General features: G+C 60.5%; 23 protein-coding genes and 1 tRNA gene. 10 read left to right on the top strand and 14 right to left on the bottom strand.

What is annotated here, in order from left to right; translation table 11 throughout:
* Positions 1-23 precede the first annotated feature (23 nt).
* The 4 genes from IU397_RS08695 (at position 24) to IU397_RS08680 (ending at position 3986) form a co-directional block, all read left to right on the top strand.
* On the top strand, positions 24-800 hold the full coding sequence (locus tag IU397_RS08695; protein WP_204412387.1) for an enoyl-CoA hydratase-related protein: 777 nt from the start codon (positions 24-26) through the stop codon (positions 798-800).
* Between the two features lie 200 nt (positions 801-1000).
* Positions 1001-2350, top strand: a complete 1350-nt coding sequence (locus IU397_RS08690; RefSeq protein WP_204412385.1) for a selenium-binding family protein — start codon at positions 1001-1003, stop codon at positions 2348-2350.
* Positions 2351-2467: 117 nt separating this feature from the next.
* A complete protein-coding gene (locus tag IU397_RS08685; RefSeq protein ID WP_204412383.1) occupies positions 2468-2812 on the top strand; it encodes a 2Fe-2S iron-sulfur cluster-binding protein in 345 nt (114 codons plus the stop codon).
* Between the two features lie 67 nt (positions 2813-2879).
* Positions 2880-3986, top strand: coding sequence for an alkene reductase (locus tag IU397_RS08680; protein ID WP_204412381.1), 1107 nt, complete (start codon positions 2880-2882; stop codon positions 3984-3986).
* Between the two features lie 362 nt (positions 3987-4348).
* Here IU397_RS08680 and gltA read toward each other — a convergent pair whose 3' ends face one another.
* Together gltA and gltX are read right to left on the bottom strand one after the other, a co-directional pair.
* Entirely contained in the window at positions 4349-5653 is a 1305-nt protein-coding gene (gene gltA / locus IU397_RS08675; RefSeq protein ID WP_204412379.1) for a citrate synthase, read from the bottom strand.
* An 81-nt stretch (positions 5654-5734) separates the two neighbouring features.
* On the bottom strand, positions 5735-7141 hold the full coding sequence (gene gltX / locus IU397_RS08670) for a glutamate--tRNA ligase (RefSeq protein WP_204412377.1): 1407 nt from the start codon (positions 7139-7141) through the stop codon (positions 5735-5737).
* Positions 7142-7189: 48 nt separating this feature from the next.
* Here gltX and IU397_RS08665 point away from each other — a divergent pair, with 48 nt between their 5' ends.
* Positions 7190-9280, top strand: coding sequence for a ComEC/Rec2 family competence protein (locus tag IU397_RS08665; protein ID WP_370541644.1), 2091 nt, complete (start codon positions 7190-7192; stop codon positions 9278-9280).
* 155 nt (positions 9281-9435) lie between these two features.
* On the opposite strand, the gene lexA is transcribed toward IU397_RS08665, so the two are convergent.
* The 7 genes from lexA to IU397_RS08630 all read right to left on the bottom strand — a co-directional run bounded on the left by lexA (position 9436) and on the right by IU397_RS08630 (position 14929).
* Entirely contained in the window at positions 9436-10122 is a 687-nt protein-coding gene (gene lexA, locus IU397_RS08660; protein ID WP_204412375.1) for a transcriptional repressor LexA, read from the bottom strand.
* 87 nt (positions 10123-10209) lie between these two features.
* Positions 10210-11382: a gephyrin-like molybdotransferase Glp gene (gene glp / locus IU397_RS08655; protein ID WP_204412761.1), complete on the bottom strand. Its 1173-nt coding sequence runs from the start codon at positions 11380-11382 to the stop codon at positions 10210-10212.
* Positions 11383-11384: 2 nt separating this feature from the next.
* Complete coding sequence (gene moaC / locus IU397_RS08650) at positions 11385-11861, bottom strand: cyclic pyranopterin monophosphate synthase MoaC (RefSeq protein WP_204412373.1); 477 nt, start codon at positions 11859-11861, stop codon at positions 11385-11387.
* Positions 11861-12676 carry an indole-3-glycerol phosphate synthase TrpC gene (gene trpC, locus IU397_RS08645; protein ID WP_204412371.1) on the bottom strand — a complete coding sequence of 272 codons (816 nt, stop codon included), beginning with the start codon at positions 12674-12676 and terminating at the stop codon, positions 11861-11863. The genes moaC and trpC overlap by 1 nt, the downstream gene beginning before the upstream one ends.
* Positions 12677-12678: 2 nt before the next feature.
* The gene (locus IU397_RS08640) at positions 12679-13335 is read right to left on the bottom strand and encodes a uracil-DNA glycosylase (protein ID WP_204412369.1); all 657 of its coding nucleotides are present in this window, start codon (positions 13333-13335) and stop codon (positions 12679-12681) included.
* Positions 13335-14351, bottom strand: a complete 1017-nt coding sequence (trpD, locus tag IU397_RS08635; protein ID WP_204412366.1) for an anthranilate phosphoribosyltransferase — start codon at positions 14349-14351, stop codon at positions 13335-13337. Before trpD ends, IU397_RS08640 begins: the two co-directional genes overlap by 1 nt.
* Positions 14348-14929, bottom strand: a complete 582-nt coding sequence (locus IU397_RS08630) for an aminodeoxychorismate/anthranilate synthase component II (RefSeq protein WP_204412364.1) — start codon at positions 14927-14929, stop codon at positions 14348-14350. Before IU397_RS08630 ends, trpD begins: the two co-directional genes overlap by 4 nt.
* A 137-nt stretch (positions 14930-15066) precedes the next feature.
* Here IU397_RS08630 and IU397_RS08625 point away from each other — a divergent pair, with 137 nt between their 5' ends.
* A complete protein-coding gene (locus IU397_RS08625) occupies positions 15067-17304 on the top strand; it encodes a divergent polysaccharide deacetylase family protein (RefSeq protein WP_204412362.1) in 2238 nt (745 codons plus the stop codon).
* A gap of 207 nt (positions 17305-17511) precedes the next feature.
* Here IU397_RS08625 and trpE read toward each other — a convergent pair whose 3' ends face one another.
* Genes trpE through fabI form a run of 5 tightly spaced genes read right to left on the bottom strand, consistent with a single transcriptional unit; the run spans position 17512 to position 23526 of the window.
* Positions 17512-19029, bottom strand: a complete 1518-nt coding sequence (gene trpE, locus IU397_RS08620) for an anthranilate synthase component I (RefSeq protein ID WP_204412360.1) — start codon at positions 19027-19029, stop codon at positions 17512-17514.
* Positions 19030-19031: 2 nt separating this feature from the next.
* Entirely contained in the window at positions 19032-20894 is a 1863-nt protein-coding gene (locus tag IU397_RS08615) for a peptidyl-prolyl cis-trans isomerase (protein ID WP_204412358.1), read from the bottom strand.
* A gap of 34 nt (positions 20895-20928) precedes the next feature.
* Positions 20929-22149, bottom strand: a complete 1221-nt coding sequence (locus IU397_RS08610; RefSeq protein WP_204412356.1) for an aminotransferase — start codon at positions 22147-22149, stop codon at positions 20929-20931.
* Between the two features lie 42 nt (positions 22150-22191).
* Positions 22192-22695 carry a xanthine phosphoribosyltransferase gene (gene gpt, locus IU397_RS08605; RefSeq protein WP_204412354.1) on the bottom strand — a complete coding sequence of 168 codons (504 nt, stop codon included), beginning with the start codon at positions 22693-22695 and terminating at the stop codon, positions 22192-22194.
* A gap of 18 nt (positions 22696-22713) precedes the next feature.
* On the bottom strand, positions 22714-23526 hold the full coding sequence (fabI, locus tag IU397_RS08600; RefSeq protein ID WP_204412352.1) for an enoyl-ACP reductase FabI: 813 nt from the start codon (positions 23524-23526) through the stop codon (positions 22714-22716).
* Between the two features lie 163 nt (positions 23527-23689).
* Here fabI and pdxH point away from each other — a divergent pair, with 163 nt between their 5' ends.
* From pdxH to IU397_RS08580, 4 genes are all read left to right on the top strand, one after another.
* Positions 23690-24292: a pyridoxamine 5'-phosphate oxidase gene (gene pdxH, locus IU397_RS08595; protein WP_204412350.1), complete on the top strand. Its 603-nt coding sequence runs from the start codon at positions 23690-23692 to the stop codon at positions 24290-24292.
* A 100-nt stretch (positions 24293-24392) separates the two neighbouring features.
* A complete protein-coding gene (locus IU397_RS08590; RefSeq protein WP_370541643.1) occupies positions 24393-24950 on the top strand; it encodes a cold-shock protein in 558 nt (185 codons plus the stop codon).
* A complete protein-coding gene (locus tag IU397_RS08585; protein ID WP_204412348.1) occupies positions 24950-25423 on the top strand; it encodes a DUF192 domain-containing protein in 474 nt (157 codons plus the stop codon). The genes IU397_RS08590 and IU397_RS08585 overlap by 1 nt, the downstream gene beginning before the upstream one ends.
* A gap of 60 nt (positions 25424-25483) precedes the next feature.
* A tRNA-Pro gene (locus IU397_RS08580) sits at positions 25484-25560 on the top strand.
* Positions 25561-25839: the final 279 nt, after the last annotated feature.

Raw genomic sequence — 25839 nt, 5'->3', positions numbered from 1 at the left:
CGTCAAGGAGGGGCCTGGATCCAATGCAATACGAAACCATCCGTTATGCCGTGCGCGAGAATGTGGCCCTGATCACCATGAACCGGGCCGAGGTGATGAATGCGCTGAATACGCAGATGCGGGCCGAGCTGACACATGCCTTTCAAATGGCAGGCAAAGAGGCGCGAGTGGCGGTTTTGACCGGGAAAGGCAAGGCGTTTTGTTCCGGCCAGGACCTGGGGGACCGTGCCAATGCGGGCAATCTGGATCTGGAGCGGACGTTGCGGGATGAATATGTCCCGATGTTAAAGGCCATTTTTGACTGCCCGGTGCCCACGATCTGTGCGGTGAACGGGGCGGCTGCCGGGGCCGGAGCGAACCTTGCCCTGGCCGCCGATGTGGTGATCGCGACCGAGTCGGCCGTGTTCCTTCAGGCCTTTACCCGGATCGGTTTGATCCCGGATGCGGGTGGCACGTACTGGCTGCCGCGTCAGATGGGTTTTGCCAAGGCCATGGGGGCAGCCCTTTTTGCCGACAAGATCACCGCCAAGCAGGCCGATGATTGGGGCATGATCTGGGAGCATGTGCCCGATGATGACTTCCTGGATCACTGGTGGAACCGTGCCTTGCACCTGGCCGAGGGTCCCACCGTTGCTTACCGGAACGCAAAGGCCGCGATCCGCGGCACGTTTGACAACGACCTTGAGGGGCAATTGGCGCTGGAGGCGCATTTGCAGGGTGAGCTGGGTCAGACCCGCGATTTCAAGGAAGGTGTGTTGGCATTCCTGGAAAAGCGCCCTGCTGCCTATGAAGGGCGATAACCGAACCGCACGTCCCAGGATTTTTTGCCTCCGGCGGGGATATTTTTAGACACATGATGGGGCTTGCGTCACGTCCGGGCTTTTGCTGGCGGACCCGTTACGGCGCGTTGTTTCTGAATCGTTGACAGAATTCTGATCTACCATACCATCCCTGTACTAATAATATTCTGCAAAACAGCGGAAATCAGGGAGGAATGACCATGCTTGATGAGTGTTGTGGCCCCGGCTACGCGTCGCCCGCCGACGCGATGAAAGCCCCGCGGGAGACGCTGCTATATACCGTGGCCCTTTATGTGGGGACCGGCGTTGAGAAGCCGGATTATCTGGCGACTGTCGATGTGGATCCGGAGAGCCCTACCTATTCCAGTGTGATCGCGCGGACGGAGATGCCGCAGATCGGGGATGAGTTGCACCATTCGGGGTGGAATGCCTGTTCGTCTTGCCATGATGATAGCTCGATGGCGCGGAAATATTTGCTGCTGCCGGGGGTGCGGACCTCGAACATCAACGTGGTCGATGTGTCGGATGCCACAGTGCCAAAGCTGCACATGGTCGTGTCTGGCGACGAGATCAAGGCCAAGACGGGCCTTAGCGGGCCACATACCGTGCATTGCCTGAAATCGGATATCATCATCTCGATGCTGGGGGATGCCGATGGCAACGCGCCGGGTGGCTTTCTGCATCTGGACAAGGAGTTCAACATCGTGGGCCGGTGGGAGAATGATATCACCGGCATGAATTACAATTACGACTTTTGGTACCAGCCGCGCCACAACATGATGGTCAGCAGCGAGTGGGGCGCGCCGAATACGTTCATGCCTGGTTTCGATCTGGAGGATGTGGGCAAGGGCAAATACGGCCAGTCGGTCCATTTCTGGGACTTTGAGGCCAAGAAGATCGTCAAGAGCATCGATATGGGCGCCGAGGGCATGATCCCACTGGAGGTGCGGGGGATGCATGATCCGACCTCCAACGAGGGATTCTTTGCCGCCACGCTCAGTTCGAACGTGTTTCGGTGGTGGAAGGATGGTGACGATTTCCAGATCGAGAAGGTGATCGACATTCCCACAGTCGATGTGGAGGGTTTTCCGGTGCCGATGCCGTCGCTGATCACCGATATCCTGATTTCGATGGATGACAAATATCTGTATTTTGCCAATTGGTTACACGGCGACCTTCGTCAATATGACATTGCGGACAAAGCCAATCCCAAGATGACGGGTCAGGTCTGGATCGGCGGGCTTTTGGGCAAGGCGCTCGAGGTCAACGGCGTGACCGTCCAGGGCGCGCCGCAGATGATCCAACTGAGCCTGGACGGTAAGCGGCTTTATGTTACCACCTCGCTTTTTTCCAGTTGGGACAATCAGTTCTACCCCGGCATGAAGGATAAGGGCGCGCAGATGTATATCGTGGATTGCGACACGGCTCAGGGCGGCATGGCCATCAACCCTGATTTCGTCGTGGATTTTGGCCGGGAACCTAACGGCCCGTCGCGCTGCCACGAGATGCGCTATCCCGGTGGCGACGTTACCTCCGACATCTGGATGTGAGCTGATGTGCGGTTGTGGCGCCTGCGCGCTGGCCAGGGAGGTTGCGGAGCAGGCGGCCAATGCACCCCCACCGCGGGGGCGTGCATTGGACTGGGTGCGGCGTCTGCTTTGCCTCGCATGACGACCACCTATCGGGTCACCTTGCGCAATCGCAACGGGGTGCCCCTGGACGTCGCAGAAGATGAACCGATTTATGCCGCCGCGTTGCGCGCCGGGATCCAGTTGCCGATAGCCTGTAACTACGGGGGCTGCATTACCTGCGCGGCCAAGCTGATCACCGGTCATGTGCGCCAGCCGAAGGGAACGGCGTTGAACCGGCGGCAAAGTCAGGCGGGTTTTATCCTGCTTTGCGTGGCCCGCCCGACCTGCGATTGCGTGCTGGATGTGGGCGTTGAGAGCCATCGGGGGCTGTATCAAAACCCATTTGCCATAGCCGGAAACCGGTACCCGCCTGACGCATAGCGGATGACCCGGAACCGGATCATGCGCCAGACGTTTCTCCGACTAATGATACAAATCGGAGATGATCATGACCCAGAATGCCGCCCTGTTTTCGCCCGTCCAAATGGGGGCGCTGGACTTGCCCAACCGGGTGCTGATGGCGCCGCTGACCCGGAACCGGGCGCAGGGGGACGGTACGCCAAAGGCGATGGCCGTGCCCTATTATCGCCAACGCGCTTCTGCCGGTTTGATTTTTACGGAGGCCACGCAAATCTCTGCCATGGGGAAAGGATACCTGGACACGCCCGGCATTTATACCGAGGCGCAGGTGACGGCCTGGAAAAAGGTCACGGATGCGATCCATGCTGCGGGCGGGCGCGTGTTTCTGCAGCTTTGGCATGTGGGCCGGATCAGCCACAGTTCTCTGTTGCCCGACGGGCGGGCGCCATTGTCAGCGTCGGCTATCCGGGCCGATGCTCAGACCTTTACCGCGAACGGATTTGAAGACTGCAGCACACCGGATGCCATGACCGAAGTTCAGATTACCCAAACCCTGGCGGAATACCGTCACGCCGCCAAATCGGCCAAGGAAGCAGGTTTTGACGGGATCGAGGTCCATGCCGCCAATGGTTACCTTTTGGATCAATTCCTGCAGGATGGCAGCAACCATCGCGATGACGCCTATGGCGGGAGCATCGAAAACCGGATGCGGTTCCTGCAAGAGGTGCTGGATGTGGTTGGAGAGATTTGGTCGCCGGATCGGACGGGCGTGCGCCTGTCACCTTTGGGGCAGGCCAATGATATCAGCGATACGGATCCCGAAACCCTGTTTGCCGCAGTGATCGAGATGCTGGACAGCCGCAAACTGGCCTATCTGCACATGGTTGAGGCCTTTCCGGGCTCCACCCCCAATGACGATGACAGCGCGTTGATCGACCGGTTGCGCCAGCTTTGGTCGGGTTTTTACATCGCCAATGGCGGTTATGAGGCGCAGTCTGCATCGGATGCCATCACGAGCGGGACTGCGGATGCAGTGACTTTTGGCCGACCGTTTATTGCCAACCCAGACCTGCCCGAACGGTTTCGCATCGGCGCCAAATTGAACGAGCCGGATGCGGACACATTCTATGGGGGCGATGAGACAGGGTACACGGATTACCCGTTCATGGATCATCCGGCCGACAAAGTTGCCTGAACACCGCCATATCGCAAGCAATCCTATAACGATCTGGCGCGCTCGTTCAACTTACCGAGGACGTTCCCGTTTAAACGGGAACGCCCATTCTGATTGTCAGCATCGTGATCGGAGTGCAGGGGATTTTTACGCTTTGATTCTGGGGGCTTACCCGATCTTCATCGCAGGCGTGGGATAAGCTGGTTTGCGTAAAGACCGAGGTTGAACCGACAGATCCGACAAAGAAGGCGGGTGTGTTTGAAGGGATCAATACCAGTGACAGCGCGGGAGTTGCTGTCACCGATGAACTGACAAGTACAAAGGGCACCAAGCGACGCCCCCTGAGGTAATGTTACTACTAAGTGCAGGTTACGTTGCCGGAGCTACCGGTTTTCAACCTCGATGTAATCCCGGGTGCATGCACCGGTGTAAAGCTGGCGGGGGCGACCGATTTTCTGGCTGGGATCCATCAGCATTTCTTTCCACTGCGAGATCCAGCCAACGGTACGGGAGAGTGCAAAGATGGGCGTGAACATGGATGTGGGGAAGCCCATCGCTTCCAGAATGATGCCGGAATAGAAGTCCACATTCGGAAACAGCTTCTTCTCTGCAAAGTACGGATCTGCCAGGGCCTGTTTCTCCAACTCCTTGGCGACCTGCAGGACAGGGTTGTTTTCGACACCAAGCAGGTCCAGCACTTCGTCCGCCGACTCCTTCATCACGGTCGCGCGGGGGTCGAAGTTCTTATAGACCCGGTGGCCGAACCCCATCAGGCGGAACGGGTCGTCCTTGTCTTTGGCGCGGGCGATGAATTCGGGGATGCGGTCTGGTGTGCCGATCTCTTTCAGCATTTCCAGGCAGGCCTGGTTGGCGCCGCCATGGGCCGGACCCCAAAGACAGGCAATGCCTGCGGCGATACAGGCAAATGGGTTCGCCCCGGACGAGGAGGCCAACCGGACGGTCGACGTCGAGGCGTTCTGTTCATGATCCGCATGCAGGGTGAAAATCCGGTCCATCGCGCGGGATAGGATCGGATCGACCACGTAATCTTCTGCCGGGACGGCAAAGCACATGCGCAAGAAGTTCGACGCATAGTCGATATCGTTGCGCGGATACACGAAGGGTTGCCCGATATGATATTTGTAGGCCCATGCGGCAATCGTCGGCATCTTGGCGATTAGGCGGATCGAGGCGACCTCGCGCTGCCAGGGATCGGCGATATCGGTGCTGTCATGGTAAAAGGCCGACATGGCCCCCACGACACCCACCATGATGGCCATGGGATGCGCGTCGCGGCGGAACCCACGAAAAAAATTCTGCATCTGTTCATGCAACATGGTGTGCATGGTGACCCGATGCTCAAAATCTTCGAGCTGCGCGGCGGTCGGAAGCTCCCCGTAGAGCAACAGGTAGCAGACTTCCAAATAATGGGATTTTTCGGCCAGCTGGTCGATCGGATAGCCACGATGCAGCAATTCGCCCTTATCGCCATCGATATAAGTGATCGTGCTTTCGCAGGCGGCGGTCGACGTAAACCCGGGATCGTAAGTGAAAATATCGCTTTGCGCATAGAGCTTGCGGATATCCATGACATCGGGCCCCACGGTGCCTGACATCAGGGGCAACTGGATCTCTTTCCCGTCGATGGTCAATGTGGCGTGGCGTGCTGGTCGGCTGGTATCTGGCATGGTGTGCGTCCTTTCAGTCGGCCGTAAGTCCGGTTTGGCTCCGGACCGAGGAATGTTTTCAGTCGGGTTACCGCCACGCAATCATTGCGGTGCACCCGTTACGTCCGTGAGTCGGTCCAACGTCTCCGCCTGACCGATCACAAGCATCATATCATAGACGCTTGGTGAGATGGCGCGCCCTGCAAGGGCTGCTCGAAGCGGTTGCGCCAGTTTTCCGAAAGACAGTTCCTTGCTTTCGGCAAAAGTGGTTAGCAATTCTTCAAGATCGCTTCGCGTCCAGCTAGCATTTTGCAACTGCGGCGTCAAATCTTTGAGTATACCAATGGATACCGAATTGAGCGCCTTGGCCGATTTCTCATCCGGCTCAAATGGGCGGCTGCTCAAGACAAAATGAGCCTTCTCAAGGAGTTCAGGAAAGATCTTCGCGCGGTCTTTCAGACAGTAAAGGGCGCGTCCCAACCCGTTCTTTTGTTGATCGGTCAGGGGGTCGGCCCCGGCCGCGTCCAGAAATGCTGCAATCTCATCCAGCAGATCGGCGTCACTGGCAACGGCAATATGCTGACCGGACAAATGCTCCAACTTCTTGAAATCAAACCGCGCGGCGGATTTCGTGATGCCGTCCAGATCAAACCACTCGCGTGCCTGGGCATCGGTAAAAAACTCGTCATCGCCGTGGGACCAACCAAGCCGGGCCATGTAATTGCGCATGCCCGCTGCCGGATATCCCATCTTTTTGTATTCTTCGACACCGGTGGCACCATGGCGTTTTGACAGCTTTTTGCCATCTGGACCCAAGATCAAAGGGATATGGGCGTGAACGGGCAGAGGCCATCCCATCGCCCGGTAGATCAGCGCCTGGCGCGGGGCATTCGACAAATGATCGTCACCGCGGATCACGTGGGTCACGCCCATGTCATGGTCATCCACGACCACCGCCAGCATGTAGGTGGGTGTTCCGTCAGACCGTAGCAGGATCATATCGTCCAGTGTCTCATTGGCCCAGGTCACCCGGCCTTGCACCGCATCCTCGATCACCGCCTGGCCGTCCTGCGGGGCCTTGATGCGGATCACGAAAGGCGCGTCCGGGTGGGTCGCCGGATCAGTGTCCCGCCATGGGGAACGATAGAGGGTCGAGGTTCCAGCCGCCCGCGCAGCCTCCCGAAACGCGGCGATGTCGTCCTGTGTGGCAAAGCATTTATAGGCCATGCCTGTTTCCAGCAGGGTCAGTGCGACCTCCCTGTGGCGCGGCACCCGCTCGAACTGGCTGACGACATCACCGTCATGGTCCAACCCGAGCCATGACATTCCTTGCAGGATCGCATCCACGGCTTCGGGCGCATAGCGTGCCCGGTCGGTGTCTTCGATCCGCAGCAGGAACTGCCCTCCGGTCGCGCGCGCATAAAGCCAGTTGAACAAGGCCGTCCGGGCCGTGCCGATATGCATGAAACCGGTGGGAGAGGGAGCAATACGGGTAACGACCGAAGACATGGGCGGCTTTAACCTTTCATCAACCATGCAGGAGATAGCGTCGGCACCGTGTATGCTGCCGAGCCCGACAGGACAAGACCGGCGCTGCTGACCGGTTTGGAAACCGCGTTGCTGGCGCAGCGCGGGTATTTGTTGTTATGGGCACCCATCTGTCTGGGGGCCGGGGTTGGCTTGTATTTCGCGCTTCCGGTTGAGCCGGACTGGTCGCTTTACGGGTGGGCCATCGTCGTCGCAGCCCTGATCATTGGGGCGGGATGGTGGGCAGGGGAGGCAGTGCGGCCCCTTTTCATGGCCATGGTTTTGATCATCGTGGGGGCGCTTTTGGCTGGCGCGCGGGCCCATAGTGTTGCCGCCCCCGTCCTGGGGTTTCGATATTACGGCCCGATCGAGGGGCGGGTTGTGGCGATCGACCGCTCCGCATCCGACAAGATCCGCCTGACGCTGGATCATGTCATGCTGGAACGGATGGCACCCGACCGAACGCCGGCCCGTGTCCGTGTCTCGCTCCATGGTCAGCAGGGCTTTGTCGATCCGGCGCCGGGGATGGTGGTGATCCTGACAGGGCACCTGTCTGCGCCTGGCGGACCGGTGGAGCCTGGCGGTTTTGATTTTGCCCGCAAGGCCTGGTTCGACCGTTTGGGGGCTGTGGGATATACCCGTTCACCTGTGCTGGCCCTGGAACCAGCCAAGGCAAACAGCCTGGCTTTGCGGGTGTTCCAGATCCGGCGATACTTGTCACAAGCAGTGCAGGACCGAATGCCAGGCAAGGCGGGCGGGTTTGCCGCCGCGCTGACGACCGGTGATCGATCCGGCATTCCGCAAGAGGATCTGGAGGATTTGCGCAAGTCCAACCTTGCTCACCTCCTGGCAATTTCGGGCCTGCATATGGGGCTTTTGACCGGCGTCATCTTTGGTGGCTTGCGGGTGGCACTGTCGCTGATCCCTGCCTTGGCGTTGCGTGTGCCGGTCAAAAAGATTGCAGCAGCCACCGCCCTGGTCGCGGGATTTGCCTATTTGCTGCTTTCAGGCGGCACCGTGTCAACCCAGCGGGCTTTTATCATGGTGTCGGTCATGCTATGCGCGGTGTTGTTGGATCAGCGTGCGATCAGCCTGCGTTCTGTTGCCATCGCCGCCATCATCGTGCTTGTCCTGCGACCGGAAAGCCTGTTTTCACCGGGCTTTCAGATGTCGTTCGCCGCCACGATTGCGCTGATCGCGGTCTTTGGCGGATTGCGCGATCTGCCGGTGCAGCCCTGGCGATTGCCCAAACTGGCCCAGGGCGCGGTGGCGTTGCTCATGTCATCGGCGGTGGCGGGTGCAGCGACGGCGCCGTTCGGGGCGGCGCATTTCAACCAGATTGCCGATTATGGACTGATCGCAAACTTCCTGTCTGTACCTGTGATGGGTGCGCTTGTCATGCCCGCCGCGGTGATTGCCGCGCTGCTGGCACCGTTTGGGCTGGAACAGTTGGCCTTGGAACCCATGCGGTGGGGCCTTTTATGGATCCTGGGCGTGTCCTCCTGGGTGGCGGGGCTCGACGGGTCTGTAACCCGGATCATGGCGCCGGGTCCCTGGGTCTTGCCGGTTATGTCCATTGGAGCGCTGGTCGTGATATTGTGGCAGGGGCGTGCGCGATATGGCGGGATTGGTCTGATCGCCGCGGGTCTGATGATATGGACACAGACAGAGCGCCCACCGGTTTTGATATCCGAGACAGCGGGTTTGATTGGCGTCATGACGGCGGACGGGCGCGCCTTGAACAAGGTCAAAGGCGATGGTTTTGCGGCCGGGATCTGGTTGGAAAATGACGGGGATACGGTGGATCAGAGCGCGGCGGCCGCGCGCCTTGTCTTCCAGGGCCAGAAGGGAGATCTGGTATTGGATCTGGCCGGAACGGAGATCCGCCATCTGTCGGGGCGCGCTGTGGCAAGCCGCGCCTCTGCGCCCTGTGGTCCGGGTATCTTGATCTCGACCCGTGCGCCCGATCAGGCCCCGTCCGGCCCGTGCCAGGTCATTACACCGGACACGTTGCGCGATACCGGTTCGCTCGCATTGTGGCCGGATGATCAAGGCAAGATCAGGATCGTATCGGCGCGGGATCAGGCTGGCGATAGATTGTGGAGCCGCGCCCAAAGGTAGGTGTGTTTGCTGCCTCGGGCCGGGTGAAGATTTTGTGCCTCCGGCGGGGATATTTCTGGACACATGATGGGCATGTGGATTGTCAAAATGGCGACCATGCTGCGACATCAGTCTGGAATGTCCATCCCCGCGGAGAAAACGGGTTGATCCAGCCCCTAGTAGCTGCGGATCAATCCGACCAGGCGGCCTTGTACCTTGACCTGATCGGCAGGCAGCAGCCGTGTTTCGTAAGCTGGGTTTGCGGCTTCCAATGCGATCATGTTGCCCCGGCGGCCGAATTTCTTGAGCGTTGCTTCATGTCCTTCGACGAGGGCCACCACAATATCCCCGTTATCGGCGGTGTCCTGTTCACGGATCACCACCACGTCCCCGTTATTGATGCCGGAATTGATCATTGAGTCCCCTTTGACCTCCAGCGCGTAGTGGCGTCCTTTGCCGACCATCTGACCGGGCACGGCGACGGTGTGGGACACTTCGGATATCGCGGCTATCGGAACACCGGCCGCAATGCGACCCATGACATCCAGTTCCACGGCATCGACATTGATGGGCAGGCTGCCGTTTGGTTTGCTGTCGCGGTCCCCGTCAATGACACGGGGTGTGAACCCTGCGGGTGATCCTCCCATGGAGTCAGGCAACTTCACGATTTCGATGGCGCGCGCCTTATGGGCCAGGCGCCGGATAAAACCCCGCTCCTCAAGCGCCGTGATCAGCCGGTGCACCCCGGATTTAGACCGTAGATCCAGCGCATCCTTCATTTCGTCGAACGATGGGGGAACACCGTCCTTTTTCAAGCGCGCATTGATAAAATCGAGTAAATCCAGCTGTTTCTTCGTCAGCATTTGGCATCTCCAAGGGTGTCTGTTCACCCCTGTTCTGCCAGTGTTCACGTTTTGTGTCAAGAAACTCTTAACTCTTGGCCGGATATCTCAAAGGGGGATGACCGGGACGGTGGTGCCGACGTCACATGCGGGCGCGTGAGGTGCGCGTACCAGCAGGGCATTGGACAGCCCCAGGACGGAAAGGAGTGAGCTGTCTTGGCGGTCATGGGCCCGTACCTGACCATCCGTGAGATATGCGCGCATGTAATGCTCGCGCGGGCCGTTTTGCGGCAGTGGGGCGGCCAGTGTCGCGCGTTGACGGGTCAGGGGGGCCGCTGCCAGCCCGAGCAGAACGCGTATGACAGGGCGCAGGAAGATGTGACCGCAGACGATGGCGGAGACGGGATTGCCCGGCAGGCCAACCATGGGCCGGCCCAGAACCCGGCCCGCCATCAATGGTTTGCCCGGGCGCATGGCCACCCGGTAAAATGCCCGCGCCATCCCCAACTCAGCCGCTACCTGCCCGACAAGGTCATGATCGCCGACCGATGCGCCCCCGGTCGTCACCAGCAGATCCGTGCCCCGTGCCCGTTCGAAACCGGCGCGTAGGCTGTCCGTCCGGTCGCGCGCAATTGGCAGCAAGCGCACAGCGGCGCCTTCAGCCTGCAATATTGCCTTCAACGCAAAGATGTTGGAGGCGATGATCTGATCGGGGCCCGGATCATCGCCCGGCATGGCAAGCTCGTCGCCGGTCGCCAAAAGCGCCACAACGGGACGGCGGCGCACTGTGACGTGTGGGCAGTTCATGGCGGCGGCCAGGGCCAGGTCATTGGGGCCGAGCCTGCGTCCCTCTGGCAGGGTCAGCCCGTTGGGAAAATCAGTGCCTTGGGGCCGGATGTAGGCCGCGTTATCCAGATCGGGGTTCAGCGTGATTGTGTCGCCGTTTCGGACCACGTCTTCCTGAATGACGATCCGGGTGGCACCTTCGGGCACCGGCGCCCCGGTAAAGATGCGGACGGCCTGGTTTGGAGCAACGGGTGCATGGAACCGCGCGCCGGCGGCGGCTTCGCCGATGACGGTCAGGGTGGCTCCGGGTTGTGCATCATCGGTGCGCACGGCATAGCCGTCCATTGCAGAGCTGGGAAATGGGGGCTGGTCGCGCCCGGCAATGACCGGTTCTGCAAGCACGCGACCGGCAGCCTGCGACAGCGGCACTGTTTCGGTGCCGACGGGCGATAGCAGGTCAAAGACATGGTGCAGCGCGTCATCGACCGAGATCAGGCTCAAGACGTGGCCTCATAGCGACCCGATTTTCCGCCATCCTTCAGGGTCACGTGGATACCGCCGATCTCCATTGCCTTGTCCACGGCCTTGAGCATGTCATAGACGGTCAACGCGGCCACATTGACAGCGGTAAGTGCCTCCATCTCGACCCCGGTCTGGCCCGTGGTTTTGACTGTGGCGGTGATGCGAATGCCGGGCAGGTCCCGGTCCACGTCCAGATCCACGGCCACCTTGGTGATTGGCAGCGGATGACATAGCGGGATCAGATCGGCCGTGCGTTTAGTGCCCATGATCCCGGCCAATCGGGCGACACCCAGCACATCCCCCTTTTTCGCCGTCCCGCTTTCGGCAAGGGCCAGCGTATCGGGGGCCATTCTGACATATCCCGCCGCTGTGGCGATCCGATTTGTGACCGCCTTGTTGGACACATCGACCATACGCGCCTGCCCCCGGGCATCGAAATGGGTGAGCGCCATCACATGCCCCCTGAGGCGGTCAGCGGGTTGGCCAACAGATCACGGGTGGCTTGGGCCACATCCTCCTGCCGCATCAATGTCTCACCAATCAGAAAGCAGCGTGCGCCATACATGGCCAGCTGCGACAGGTCCTCAGGCGTGGACAGACCGGATTCAGAGACGATGATGCGATCTTCGGGCACTTCCCGGGCCAGCTTTTTCGTCACCTCGATGGAGGTTTCAAATGTATGCAGATCGCGGTTGTTGATCCCGACGAGTGCGGAGTTGAGCCGACCGGCCCGCTCCAGTTCGGCGCTGTCATGAACCTCGATCAGAACATCCATTTCCCATTCGGTTGCGGCGGCTTCCAGTTCAGCGGCCTGGCCATCGGTGACACTGGCCATGATGATCAGTATGCAATCCGCGCCCAGGGCACGGGCTTCGGCCACCTGATAGGGATCATACATGAAATCCTTGCGCAGGATCGGCAGGTCGCATGCTTCACGCACGGCGGTCAGATAGGCGTCATCGCCTTGAAACGAGGGGCCATCGGTCAGAACGCTCAGGCAGGTCGCACCGCCATCGGCATAGGCCTGCGCCAGGGCAGGCGGATCGAAATTGGCCCGAATGACCCCTTTGGAGGGGCTCGCCTTCTTGATCTCGGCAATCAGGCCATATCCATCGCGACTGCTCTCGACCAGGGCGGTCGCGAACGGGCGCGGAGCCGGCGCGGCACGGGCATTTGCTTCGACATCGGCCAGCGAACGCTCCGCCTGCCGTGCGGCGATCTCCTCCAGCTTATAGGCCTTGATCTTGTCGAGGATCGTATCGGACATGGTCACTCCTTGATCCAATTTATGGGCGAAGACCCCCGGCTTTCCAACCATCTATTCACCGCCGAAAAGGGGTGTGATCCAAAGAAACCCCGCCGCGCAGACAGGGGGGAGGGATGGGCCGTTTCGATTTTGAGGTGATCGGGATGCCGCAGCGCCGCGCCCAGCTTTTGGGCGGGCTTGCCCCATAACAAAGCTGCGAGGGGGGCCTGGTCCAGATGGTCCAGCACTTGATGGGTGAGATCCTGCCAGCCGATCTTCATATGCCCCCCGGCATCACCTTCGGGCACTGTGAGTGCGGTGTTGAGCAGCAAGACACCCTGCCTTGCCCAGAACCGCAGATCGCCATTGGCGGGCCGTCCCCCAAGATCGTCCGTCATCTCGGCGTAGATATTGGCAAGGGATCGGGGCAGGGGTGTCACATGCGGTTCGGCAGAGAAGGCCAGCCCATGGGCATGACCCCGGGTCGGATAGGGATCCTGGCCCAGGACCAGAACACGGACCGCCTCGGGGGGGCACAGCTCAAACGCGGCAAAGATCTGATCGGACGGCGGAAAGATCGCGCGATCCTCATTGTCCAAGGCAGCCTCGACCAGGGGCAGGCCGTGGGAAAAGAAGGACAGATCACGCCATGCCCCAAGCCGTGACACATCCAGCGCCATCAGGCCGCCTGCGTGACGGAGGCCAGGCCCCGCACTTTGGCCCGGGCCGCACCGCTATCGATGCTTTCGGCGGCCATGGCCACGCCGTCGCGCAGGTCATTGGCCTTGTCCGCGATCACAAGGGCCGCCGCCGCGTTCAGGAGCACGGCATCGCGGTAAGCCCCCGTCGCACCGTCCAGAAGGTCGTTGAAGGCTACGGCATTGGTCGCGGGATCTCCGCCCAGGATGGCCTCGAACGGGTGGACGCGCAAACCGGCCTGCTCAGGATGGACTTCCATCTCTGTAACCCTCCCGGCATCGAGTGCGGCGACGTAGGACACACCCGCAATTGACAGCTCATCCGTACCGTCACTGCCATGGACGAGCCAGGCGCGGGTCGCGCCAAGTTGCGCCAGCGTGTCGGCCATGGGTCGGATCAGATCCCGGCTGAAGGCACCGGTCAACTGCCGTTTCGCCCCGGCCGGGTTTGTCAGCGGGCCCAGGATGTTAAAGATGGTGCGCGTGCCAAGCTCTGTCCGGCTGGGCATGACATGGGCGATGGCCGGGTGATGCATGGGCGCCATCATGAAGGCGATACCCACCTCTGCCAAAGCGCGTTCGACAACATCCACTCCGACCATCACATTGATACCAAGCTGTCCCAACGCATCTGCAGCCCCCGATTTGGAGCTTAGATTGCGGTTGCCATGCTTGGCCACCGTCACACCGGCACCCGCCACCACAAAGGCGGTCGCGGTCGAGATATTGAGCGTGCCCTTGCCGTCCCCCCCGGTTCCCACGATGTCCATCGCGTCATCCGGGGCCTGAACCGCGCGGCATTTCGCCCGCATGACCCGGGCCGCGGCGGCGATTTCATCCACCGTCTCGCCCCGCGTGCGCAATGCCATCAGCAAACCGCCGATCTGGCTGGGCGTCGCATTGCCGTCAAACAGGACGTTGAACGCAGCTTCCGCCTCGGCGCCTGTCAGGGGACGATCCGCTGCCATCCCGATCAATGGTTTCAATTGATCGCTCATGCCGGAACGGGCAACGTATCAAGGAAGTTCTGCAGCATCTTGTGACCGTGTTCGGAGGCGATGCTTTCAGGGTGGAATTGCACGCCCTCGATCGGCAATTCGCGATGCCGCAAGCCCATGATGATACCGTCTTCCAACCAGGCGCTGATTTCCAGGCAGTCGGGCAGACTGTCCCGTTCGACGGTCAAGGAGTGATAGCGGGTCGCGTTGAATGGGCTTGGCAGACCCGCGAACACGCCGGTGCCCGCATGGTGCATCACCCCGAGCTTGCCATGCACGATCTCGTTGGCGCGCACGACCTTGCCGCCAAAAACCTGCCCGATGGCCTGGTGGCCCAGACACACGCCCATCAGTGGGATCCGGGTTTCGGCGGCAGCTTCGGTCAGGGCCATGCAGATACCAGCCTGATCGGGATCGCAGGGTCCGGGCGATAGCAGGATCCCCGCAGGTTTCAGCGCCATTGCCTGTTGCACATCCAACGCATCATTGCGCCAGACCTGCACATCCGCACCCAGCTCTCCCAGATAGTGGACGAGGTTGTAGGTAAAGCTGTCATAATTATCGATGAGCAACAGCATTTTTGGCACTTTCGCAAAATGGGGTGAACCCAGTGAATTGTCGGGCTATAGATGGGCCAAGGTCGCAGGCAGGGTCAAGGTCCGGTCGCGCGTCCGCAAGAATGCGAACGAGCAGTCGAAGAAAAAGGAACTACGCCATGGGCCGAGGTGTCCTGTCAGGGTTTTTCTGGGGGAGCGTTGTCTCCCTTGTTGTTGTGGTCACGCTGTCGCTTTTGTCGCCGATGCCACAGGTCGTCGCGTCAGAGAACCGGCGTGCGGCTGCACCGGTATTGCGCGCACCGGCCGTGGATCGCGCCCCAGACATGTCGGCGACGGCGCGTGATGTGCCTGCCCCGGAAACGAGCGAAAGTGATGGCACAGTCGCCTCAGAGCTTTCGATCCCGGCGGGATCCGAGTTTCGCCGGGGCAGTGCGGAACGCGCCCCCGCGATCCCGACGACTGACCAAAGCCCGGCTGCCGCGACCTTGACCCCGCCAGAGACGGCGGAACGCCCCGATGCGCCTGCGCCGGATACGGCTCCGGCGGATGCGCCCCAGATCGCCTCGACCGGCGTTGGTGAGTTGTCGACACCCGATACGGCCCAGGGGCCTGCGCTGAATGCCGCCACAGACGGCGGCGCACCACTTGTGGCCCAACCCATTGAACCGCGGGCGCCGACACGGGAAACAGTGCCCACGACCGATGCGGGATCCGCCCCGGTGGCGCGCAACGAACCGGTCACGGATGTGCCAACCACGCCTGCCCAGATCCCGCAACTGGCCGCGGCCGTCCCGCCCGATAGCCCTCAAGCCGTGGCCGGGCAGGCCGCAGAACAGGTCGGTGGCAGCGTTGTGACAGCCGAAGCGACTGCGGTGACCGAAGCGGCCGCGCCCCAGGCAGAGGTCACGGCGCGCGCAGTTGAACAACAGTCGCGGCCTGCGCCCCGTGCGCAAGACCAAGCTGCTGCGAGCCAGATGGTGGAGACGTCGCCAGCACCAGTCAACCCGCCCGAGGTTGTGACGCAAGCCACAGCTGATACTTTGGTACCGGCAACCGCATCCGGCGCAACCACGCCTGCGCCGTCCAGTCAGGCCAGCGCGGCGGTGGCCGCTGACACACCTGCTGCTGCGGCGCGTCCAACTGCCCCTGACATCATGGTGATGTCTGACCCTGATACCGGGGCGCCCGTCAGCGTTGATGATCGGCGGCGCATCGTCGGTGAACCTGTCACCGTTGAGGTCAGTACGGGGCCAGTTGACGCGCAGAACGGTGCAAATCGGGTCGAGGGTCTGGATCTGATCGTGGATCCGAACGAGGACCAGCTTCCGGTACAATTGCCAAGCGTCCCGCAGCCGGAGCGACGAGCGCCGGCACCTGACGTGGCCGAGCCGCGCTTGCCCCAGAATGCTGCGCCGTCTGACACGGACGAGGAGAACATCCAGACAGCTCAGGTGGACGTCACCGAAACCCAGCCGGGTCCAGCCGCGCGTGGCAGCGCACCCGCAACCGTGGGGCCCGCGCAACTGCCGCAGATCACCAGCCCCGCACCGGCGGATGGCGGGCAAAGTGCGCAGGCCAATCGTCCCGCCGTGATCGCGCCCGATGGAAACTCCACCTTGCCCGGCGTTCGCCGCCTGCCAAGCATCGGCGATGACGAGGAGCAAGATGCCGCCGAAACGCCCGATGGGGATGTGGATGAGGCGGATGATGCGCCCCAGGCCGATACCGCGCTGGCGCGTAACGCGAACGACTTTACCAACCCCGACCAGTTGCCATTGGTCAGCGTCATCCTGGTGAATGGCCCCGGTCCCCGTATCGATCCGCAGGTTTTGGGGGATCTGCCTTTCCCGATGACCGTCGCCATCAACCCAACCGACCCCGATGCGGCGGCAATTGTTGCGACCTACAGACAGGCAGGTGTTGAAGTGCTGATGCTGGCACAGGGTCTGCCGACCGGAGCCACCGCCCAGGATGTTGAGGTCACGCTGTCTGCGCAATTGTCCAGCATTCCTGGGATCATCGGTGTGATGGATGTGCCGGATGTCGGTCTGGGTCAGGACCGTGACCGCGCCGCCCAGGCCGTTGCCCTGCTAAAGGAGGAAGGTCACGGGTTGGTCCTTTATGATCAAGGTCTCAACTCTGCCAAGCAAGAAGCGGACCGGGCCGAGCTGTCTTCCGCCTTGGTGTACCGCAACCTGGATGGCAATGGAGAGACGCCCGATGCCATTGCCCGTGTTCTAGACCGTGCGGCCTTTAAGGCGGCCCGCGACGGTTCGGTGATCATGGTCGGCCAGAACGTTGCGGGAACTATAGAAGGTGTTCGGAAATGGGCGACGGGCCTTCGCGCGCGAAATTTCGCCTTGGCCCCCGCATCGGCCGTTCTGACCCAGCCCTAGGGCGTTAGGTCTTTTGTGACGGGCGTGTGTGCGGCTCCCGTCACCTGTTCAAGCGTTCGCCGCGCTGCCAGCAAAGCTGTAAACATGATCGGTCCATTCGGACGGATATGTTCGACCCAAATGCCTTGGGGGATCTGGACCCACGTTTTTGGCTGGATGCGTTGACGGACTGGGATCAGTAACGGTGAACGGCGTGATCGCTTTAGTTCAGCAGTTTCTGCGTTCATCCGCCTGTTGTGCCGCGGCGGCGGCTGCCGTGCGGATCGCCTGGGCCTTGTTGACCGTTTCCTGCCATTCGAATTCGGGATCGCTGTCATAGACAACGCCGCCGCCTGCCTGAATATAGAGCGCCTCGTCTTTCAAAACGGCCGTTCGCAGCGCGATGCACATGTCCATGTCGCCGTCGGCCGAGAAATAGCCGACCCCGCCGCCATAGACACCGCGCTTTTCGGGCTCCAGCTCGTCAATAATCTCCATGGCACGCACTTTGGGCGCACCGGAGACCGTGCCCGCAGGCAGACCGGCTAACAGGGCCGAGAGTGCATCTTGGTCCTCTGCAATCTCTCCGACCACATTGGAGACGATGTGCATGACATGACTATAGCGTTCGATGATGAACTCTTCGGTCGGGCGCACCGTCCCGATCCTGGCCACGCGACCCACATCGTTACGGCCCAGGTCCAGCAGCATCAGATGTTCTGCGCGTTCTTTGGGATCGGCAAGCAGATCTGCCTCAAGCGCGCGATCCTCGGCAGGGGTGGCACCGCGGTGCCGGGTGCCTGCGATGGGGCGCACTGTGACCTCCCCATCGCGCAGACGCACCAGGATCTCGGGGCTGGCACCCACCACCTGAAAGCCGCCAAAGTTGAAAAAAAACATGAACGGCGATGGATTGGTTCGCCGCAAGGATCGATACAGCGCAAAGGGTGGATGCTTGAAATCATGGCGCCACCGCTGCGACGGTACGACCTGGAAGATGTCGCCTGCTTTGATGTAATCGCGTGCCTTTTCGACAGCCGACTTATAGCCGTCCTTGGTAAAGTTCGACACAGGCAGGCCCAGATCCGACCCGTCCGTCAGGTCGGGCGTATCGTGGGGCAGGCCGCGTTCCAGATCGCGTACTGCATCCATCACCCGCTCCGCCGCCTGGGCATAGGCCGCACGGGCAGAAATCCCCGCACCGGTAAAGGCCGGGGAAACCACCGTGACCTCACCCTTCACGCCATCCAACACGGCCACCACAGAGGGACGCATGAGCGTTGCATCCGGCAGGCCAAGCGGATCGGGATTGATGTCGGGCAGATGCTCCACCAGACGGATCATGTCATAGCCCAGATACCCGAACAGCCCCGCAGCGATGGGCGGTAGGCCATCGGGCAGCGCGATCCGGCTTTCGGTCAAAAGTGCCCGCAACGCATCCAGCGGTGGGGCCTCCTGTTCGACAAAGGCACCGGGATTGAAGCGCGCCTCGCGATTGATGCGCGCCGTCTGGCCGTGGCATTGCCAGATCAGATCAGGCTTTAATCCAACCACGGAGTAGCGCCCGCGCACCTCGCCGCCCGTAACACTTTCAAGCATGAAACTGTCGGTCCGCGCCCCGGCCAGCTTGAGCATCAAGGAGACCGGCGTATCCAGATCAGCGGCCATCCGGGCAAAGACGACCTGATTTCGACCCGCCTCAAACCCGTGGGCAAAGCTGTCGAATGCGGGTTCCAATGTGGCCATGTCTAGGGGAGTTCGGCGTGGACGGCGTTGAGCACGCGGCCGTTCAAGTCCTGGCCGGTGCGTTCGACCAACGCATTGGAATACATGGTGAATATGTCTTGCCCAAGGGAGATCCCGGCCTGTTGCTGCAAGGAATCCCGTACCAATTGGATCCGTTCATCTTCAAAATCAGGCGGTTCGATACTGGTCAGCTGTACCAGATAGACGCTGCCTCCAGCTTCGACCACGGCTGTCTTGCCTTCCTCGAGTGTGAAGGCTTCCTGTGTGACGGAGGGGGGCACACCTGCCGTCGGCGCATCGCGTGTGACTTGCGTTACGGTTTCGACCGCCGCGTCGCCGCCGTCGATGGCGGCGCCGACACCGATTTGCGCATCCAGGATGTTGGCCTGTTCCCGCAACAGCGCGATGCGGCGGTCCTGTTGCCATGCTTCGATGGCGACCTGGCGGACGTCTGCAAGTTGCTGAAGTTCCGGCGGGACAACCTCATCCAGGCGTAATGCGAAGATGCCGCCATCCGACAGGCTGTCCACCTCTGGAAAATCATCCTCGGTCACCTGCGACGCAACCCGGCGGAAGGCCGGATAGCCTGCGATGGGCTCTTCGCTGGTGGGGGTATAGTCAATTTGCCCTAGAACCAGATCGGTTTCGTCGGCCGCCTCTTCAAGGGTTGCGCCAGAGGCCAGCAGGTCATCGATATCGCCCAACGCCCCGTCGATCCGGCGACGGGCCGCATCAAGGGCCGCAATTGTCTGAAGATCATCGCGCGCCTCGTCCAGGGTGATTTCGCGCGCCTCCAGAATGGCGTTCACCCGAAACAAGGCTGGGCCCAGGCCGGTATCCAGCGGCCCTACGATCCCGGGTTCGGTCAAGGCAAAGATGGCTGGCCCGTTCTCTCCCAATGCCTCAACTGTCACTTCGCCCAGATCGACATCAGCCAGGGTCAGGTTACGCCCTTCCACCACGGCATCGAACGTGGTCTCTCCCGCCTCGATCTGGGTTTTTGCGGCATTGGCCGCGTCGGTATCCGCAAAGGCAAGGCGTTCCACAAGACGCCGCGCGGGTTGGCGGTATTCATCGATCCGGTCGTCGTAAAGAGCCTGGAGCTGTTCGTCGGTCACGTCTGTCGTTTCGGCCAACTGCTCTGGTGTGATCCAGATATAGGTGATCCGCTTGCGCTCCGGCAGGGTGAACTGCCCGGGATTGTCATCGTAAAAGCTTTGCAGGTCCTCATCGCTGGGCAAGGGGGGCGGGGTGCCGTCATCGTCATCAAATGCGAATGTCGCGACCTTAAAGCTGCGACGCTGGCCCACAAAGCTCAGCATCTGGTCGATGTAACTTTCGGTCTGGGCGACGCCGCCGCTGACCGCGTTTTGCAGCAGAAATCGGGAGGTTTCATGGCGGACATTCTCGATAAACGCCCGCTGACTCATGCCAAGCCGTCCCAGAACCTCTTCAAATGCCAGTTGATTAAATCCGCCAGCCCCCTGAAAGGCCTGGTTGCTGGCGATCTGATCCGCCACCTGGTCATCGCCAATGGAAATGCCCAGGCGGATCGCCTCGTTCTCTACCGCGGCCGCGGCGACCAGCTCGGTCCGAACCTGCTGGGCAATCTGTTGGGCGCGCGGATCGGCCATGGTGTAGGTCCGGCCCTGCTGCTGCTGGTCGCGGCGCAGCGCCTCCCGCGCCGCACGCAGATATTGGTTTGCATCCACCGGGCGCGCGCCCACGGTGACCACAGCCGCTTGCGATCCACCAAAGCTGGTTGCCCCAAATCCGGCCAGACCCACGATCAGCAGAAGAAGAATGACCCAGATAAAGCCATTTGCGGCCTGTTTTCCGATACCGGGCGATTTTTTGTCTGCCATATCTCGGCTCTCCTACCTGCGCGATTGTCAGGTCCTATGACAGCGCGGTGGCGTCGGCAAGGCTGTCATTGGTCACCTCTGCGAGACGGGCCATCAGAACCGCGATCTCGGACCGGTCGATATTGGCAAAGGCGATGCGCAATTGATCTGCGCCACCCGGATCTTCGGTGGGCATGAACATGGTGCCGGGCAAACACAGGATTTGTGCCGCATCCACCAATCGCGGCGCCAATGCGTTGGACGGCACGGCAAACGGATGCCGTATGTAAGCGAAGTAAGCCCCACATCCCAACAACTGCCAACCTGCCTGTTTCAGCGGAGTGAAATGATCCTGAATCGCCCCGCGACGGTCCAGAATCTCAAGCCGTTCCCCCGCCAGCCAGCTGCCTAGGTTTTGCATGCCCCACAGGGCCGCCCGCTGGCCCAACTGGTTTGGGCAGATGGCCACCGTATCCAGGAATTTCTCGACCTGCGACAATTGCGCAGCGCCCGCAATCATCGCACCAACCCGATGGCCTGTCAGGCGATAAGCCTTGGAAAAGGAATAAAGACAAATCAGGGTCTTGTCCCAATCCGGGTTCTGGAACAGGGGATGCAGAGCGGTGCCGGGCTCTGCGGCGTGGAAATCGCGATAGGTTTCATCGACGATCAGCGCGATGCCGTGGCTGCGGGCCAGTTCAAAAAACGTCTGCACCGTCTGCGGGTCATATTCCGCACCGGTGGGGTTGTTGGGCGTCACCAGCGCGATGGCCCGCGTCTTGGTGGTGATCAATGTGGCTGCGCGCGCTGGGTCCGGTTGCATGTCAGATCCGCAGGGCAGGGCGATCGCGGCGACCCCGGCCATGTCGAGCCACATCTTGTGGTTAAAGTACCACGGCGTCGGCAGGATCACCTCATCACCGGGTCCGGCCAGCGTGGCCAGGGCCGCCGCGAAGGCTTGATTGCAACCCGATGTGATTGCCACCTGATCCGCGCCGACCGATCCGCGGTAGTCGTGCGACCAGGTACGGGCCAGTTCCTCCCGCAGTTCAGGAAGGCCCAGAACGGGGCCGTATAGATGGCTCTCCGGCTCCGACAGGATAATCTGCGCCATGGCCTGTCGCAGTTCTTCGGGCGGTGGATCGACCGGCGCGGCCTGGCTGACATTTAGCAAAGGGCGGTTGGATGCAAAGGTGCGACCTTCCAGCCAGCGTCGTGCCTCCATCACCGGCGGTGGAAAAGTGGCTGACATCTGCGGCGATACGGGCAAGGTCATAAACGCATCCGGTTCAATAGGTGGCGTAAACTGCAGACGCGGTCAGGTCCCGCGATAAGGTTCCACATATTGTAGGGCCATGTCCCACGGGAAAAAGATCCATGTGTCCTGACTGACCTCGGTGATGAACGTGTCCACCATGTCGCGACCCTTGGGCTTGGCATAAACGGTGGCGTAATGGGCATCCGGATAGAGGTCGCGCACCAACTGCAAGGTGCGGCCGCTATCGACCAGATCATCGATCACCAGAACACCATGGCCTGTTCCCATCAGCGGTTGGTCCGGCGATTTCAGCACCTTGGCGGCGGATTGCGATTGGTGATCATAGGATTTGACGCTGATCGTATCGACGGTGCGGATATCAAGCTCACGCGCCACGATCATCGCGGGGGCCATCCCGCCGCGTGTAATGGCCACCACCGATTTCCAGGCACCGTCATCCAGGGGGCCGCGTTTGTCCAGCCGCCATGCCAGCGCGCGGGCGTCGCGGTGGATCTGGTCCCAGCTAACATGGAATCCTTTTTCATGGGGCAGTCGATCCGTCATGGTGCGTGCTCCGGCCGTTTACTTTTTTGCAGCATCGATATCGGGGGCATCCACGGCCTTCATGCCGACGGCGTGGTACCCGGAATCGACATGGTGCACCTCGCCCGTCACCCCGGATCCCAGATCCGACAGTAGGTAAAGAGCGGATTTGCCGACCTCTTCTTGGTTTACCGTCCGGCGCAGGGGGGCGTTCAGCTCGTTCCATCTCAGGATATAGCGAAAATCGCCAATACCGGAGGCGGCCAGCGTCTTGATCGGCCCCGCCGAGATGGCATTCACGCGGATACCATCCTTGCCCAGATCCTCGGCCAGATAACGCACGCTGGCTTCCAACGCGGCCTTGGCAACACCCATGACGTTATAATGGGGCATCACGCGTTCCGCGCCCAGATAGGTGAGGGTCAGGCAGGACCCGCCTTTGGACATCATCTTTTCCGCCCGGCGGACGCAGGACGTGAACGAGTAAACGGAGATATCCATCGACATCGCGAAATTGTCGCGCGATGTGTCGACATACCGGCCCCGAAGTTCATTTTTGTCCGAAAAGCCAATGGCATGCACGTAAAAGTCAAGCTGGCCCCAGGCCGACTGCAACTGGTTGAACACCGCGTCGATGGAGGCCTCATCGCTGACATCGCAATCGGCGATCTGTGTTACGCCAAGCTGCTCGGCCAGGGGGGTGACGCGCTTCTTGAATGCCTCCCCCTGATAGGTCAGTGCCAGTTCAGCCCCCGCATCCGCACAGGCCTTGGCGATGCCCCAGGCAATGGACTTGTCATTGGCGAGCCCCATGATCAGACCACGTTTGCCTGTCATCAATTGTGTCGCCATTTCTGCCCTCCGGCCTAATCCTTGTGCTGATGTGGTCCTTTAGGCCAAGCACCGGTGGGGTTTCAAGGGCACGCGTCATTAGGCAATCGGTGGGGTCAGCAAGGTCAGCCTTGATTTGGCTGGTAACCATCGTTAACCGCGGTAATCTCGCCCGGAGGTAATATTGACGGACCGAACTGGACCATTCGACGGGAAAGACCCGTTTGAGCTTGCCCGCCAGTGGCTGGCCGAGGCTACGACGTCTGAAATCAACGATCCCAACGCAATTGCCCTGGCGACTGTCGATCCGCAGGGCATGCCCAATGTGCGCATGGTTTTGCTAAAAGAGATAGAAGATGACGCCTTTGTCTTTTATACAAATTATGAGAGTTGTAAGGCGCAGGAAATTCTGACGTCAGGTAACGCGGCTTTTGTGTTACACTGGAAATCGTTACAGCGGCAAATTCGTGTGAGAGGTGCGGTGACCAAGGAAGACGGACCCAAGGCTGATGCCTATTACGCCTCCCGGTCGCTGCAAAGTCGGCTGGGGGCCTGGGCGTCCAATCAAAGTCAGCCTTTGTCCTCGCGCGGGGCATTGCTCGCTAAAGTTGCAGAGGTGACGGCCAAAAACGGGCCAAATCCTAAAAGACCACCCTTTTGGGGCGGGTTTCGGATCAAACCCGTGGAAATTGAATTCTGGTCCGATGGTGCCTTCCGGTTGCATGACCGGTTTCGCTGGACGAAATCTGGACATGAGGAGTGGGAGATCTGTCGCTTGAATCCTTGAAATTCACGCTTCGTGGATGACAAACCTCTGGAAATATTGTTATTTCTGAGTTTGAATGACGTTAACAGACGCAACGTAAAGCAGACTGCGTCACCCTGGTATGAATGATGATGGCTTCGTGGAAATGAAAGACGAATACTTAGCACCGCGTACGGTGCAGGGTCACGTTAAGTGGTTTGACCCTACCAAGGGCTTTGGTTTTGTTGTGACCGACGATGGCGGCCCCGACATCTTGTTGCACGCGAATGTCCTGCGCAATTTCGGCCAGAGCTCGGTGGCGGATTCCGCTGGGATCGAGGTGATCGTTCAGCAAACAGCCCGTGGCATGCAGGCTGTCGAAGTATTGCGGATCGATCCGCCCGTGCCGACAGAGCCCGCCCCGTTGGAAGACATGGCGACGGTCGATCCGGACGTTCTGGCCAGTTTGCCGCTGGAACCCGCCCGTGTGAAATGGTTCGACAAGACCAAAGGCTTTGGTTTTGCCAACATTTTTGGTCGGCCCGAAGATGTGTTTGTCCATTTTGAGGTGCTGCGACGCTCTGGCTTGGCGGATTTGCAACCGGGCGAGGCTGTCGGGCTGCGCACGGTTGATGGAAAGCGTGGCCGGATGGCCACACAGGTCACATCCTGGGAGGCGGCGCTGCAGGATCGCGAGTGATGCGGTTTTTCATGGTCGTTTGCCTCGCCCTCGGCGCCACTCAGGCCATCGGAGCCTGTGACCCGGGAGAGGTGGCCCTGCGCGGCGATTGGGGCCGCGCACAATTCAGGGTTGAGATTGCCGATGATGATGCGGAACGCGCCGAGGGGTTGATGTTTCGCGAAAGCATGGCCCGGTCGGCCGGAATGCTATTCCTGTACGATCGCCCACAACCCGTCGCATTTTGGATGAAGAACACGTTGATTTCGCTCGACATGATTTTCGTCGATCCGACCGGCACGGTTCAGCATGTCCATGAAAATGCTGTGCCGGGGGATCTGACCGGCATACCCGGGGGTGACAACATCATCGCTGTCTTGGAAATCAATGGCGGGTTGTCCGATATCTACGGTATCGAGGCGGGCAGCCAGATGCAGCATCCGTTTTTCGGCGATGACGCGGTATGGCCCTGTGATGACACGGCGTCAAATTAACCGCTGACGCATCCTTGGGCTTTTCAACGGGGATTTTGCATCGTAAAGAGTGCGCCTGATCGGGGCATGGCGCAGTCTGGTAGCGCGACGGTTTTGGGTACCGTAGGTCGTTGGTTCGAATCCAGCTGTCCCGACCACTTCCTGACAAGCCATCTGGTGCGTTAGCGCGCAGACCTTACCAAATTGTCAACATATGGTGGTTGGCCTGTTGTGCCGTGGCAGGTGTGGCATTCGCGCCGCGTGCGTCACTGCAATGCTAATCTTGGATGACTGCGGTCACCACCCATTGGCAACAGCTAATGCTCACACAAGCTCTCAATCACGCCTGCTAAATCTATATATTGTATCGAAAATTTTAGATATGCACAGATTTGGCCGACACCCTTTGTAACAAAAGAGAATCAAACCGGTGGCCT

This window comes from Actibacterium sp. 188UL27-1 (assembly GCF_016901225.1).
Taxonomy (GTDB): Bacteria; Pseudomonadota; Alphaproteobacteria; order Rhodobacterales; family Rhodobacteraceae; genus 188UL27-1.
This window is presented reverse-complemented; position numbering and strand designations above follow the sequence as displayed.

Coding starts and splice junctions, on each gene's coding strand:
- IU397_RS08695 (WP_204412387.1), top strand. CDS start 24: ATGCAATACGAAACCATCCGTTATGCCGTGCGCGAGAATGTGGCCCTG.
- IU397_RS08690 (WP_204412385.1), top strand. CDS start 1,001: ATGCTTGATGAGTGTTGTGGCCCCGGCTACGCGTCGCCCGCCGACGCG.
- IU397_RS08685 (WP_204412383.1), top strand. CDS start 2,468: ATGACGACCACCTATCGGGTCACCTTGCGCAATCGCAACGGGGTGCCC.
- IU397_RS08680 (WP_204412381.1), top strand. CDS start 2,880: ATGACCCAGAATGCCGCCCTGTTTTCGCCCGTCCAAATGGGGGCGCTG.
- gltA (WP_204412379.1), bottom strand. CDS start 5,653: ATGCCAGATACCAGCCGACCAGCACGCCACGCCACATTGACCATCGAC.
- gltX (WP_204412377.1), bottom strand. CDS start 7,141: ATGTCTTCGGTCGTTACCCGTATTGCTCCCTCTCCCACCGGTTTCATG.
- lexA (WP_204412375.1), bottom strand. CDS start 10,122: ATGCTGACGAAGAAACAGCTGGATTTACTCGATTTTATCAATGCGCGC.
- moaC (WP_204412373.1), bottom strand. CDS start 11,861: ATGGCGCTCACCCATTTCGATGCCCGGGGGCAGGCGCGTATGGTCGAT.
- trpC (WP_204412371.1), bottom strand. CDS start 12,676: ATGTCCGATACGATCCTCGACAAGATCAAGGCCTATAAGCTGGAGGAG.
- IU397_RS08640 (WP_204412369.1), bottom strand. CDS start 13,335: ATGGCGCTGGATGTGTCACGGCTTGGGGCATGGCGTGATCTGTCCTTC.
- trpD (WP_204412366.1), bottom strand. CDS start 14,351: ATGAGCGATCAATTGAAACCATTGATCGGGATGGCAGCGGATCGTCCC.
- IU397_RS08630 (WP_204412364.1), bottom strand. CDS start 14,929: ATGCTGTTGCTCATCGATAATTATGACAGCTTTACCTACAACCTCGTC.
- IU397_RS08625 (WP_204412362.1), top strand. CDS start 15,067: ATGGGCCGAGGTGTCCTGTCAGGGTTTTTCTGGGGGAGCGTTGTCTCC.
- trpE (WP_204412360.1), bottom strand. CDS start 19,029: ATGGCCACATTGGAACCCGCATTCGACAGCTTTGCCCACGGGTTTGAG.
- IU397_RS08615 (WP_204412358.1), bottom strand. CDS start 20,894: ATGGCAGACAAAAAATCGCCCGGTATCGGAAAACAGGCCGCAAATGGC.
- IU397_RS08610 (WP_204412356.1), bottom strand. CDS start 22,149: ATGACCTTGCCCGTATCGCCGCAGATGTCAGCCACTTTTCCACCGCCG.
- gpt (WP_204412354.1), bottom strand. CDS start 22,695: ATGACGGATCGACTGCCCCATGAAAAAGGATTCCATGTTAGCTGGGAC.
- fabI (WP_204412352.1), bottom strand. CDS start 23,526: ATGGCGACACAATTGATGACAGGCAAACGTGGTCTGATCATGGGGCTC.
- IU397_RS08590 (WP_370541643.1), top strand. CDS start 24,393: ATGAATGATGATGGCTTCGTGGAAATGAAAGACGAATACTTAGCACCG.
- IU397_RS08585 (WP_204412348.1), top strand. CDS start 24,950: ATGCGGTTTTTCATGGTCGTTTGCCTCGCCCTCGGCGCCACTCAGGCC.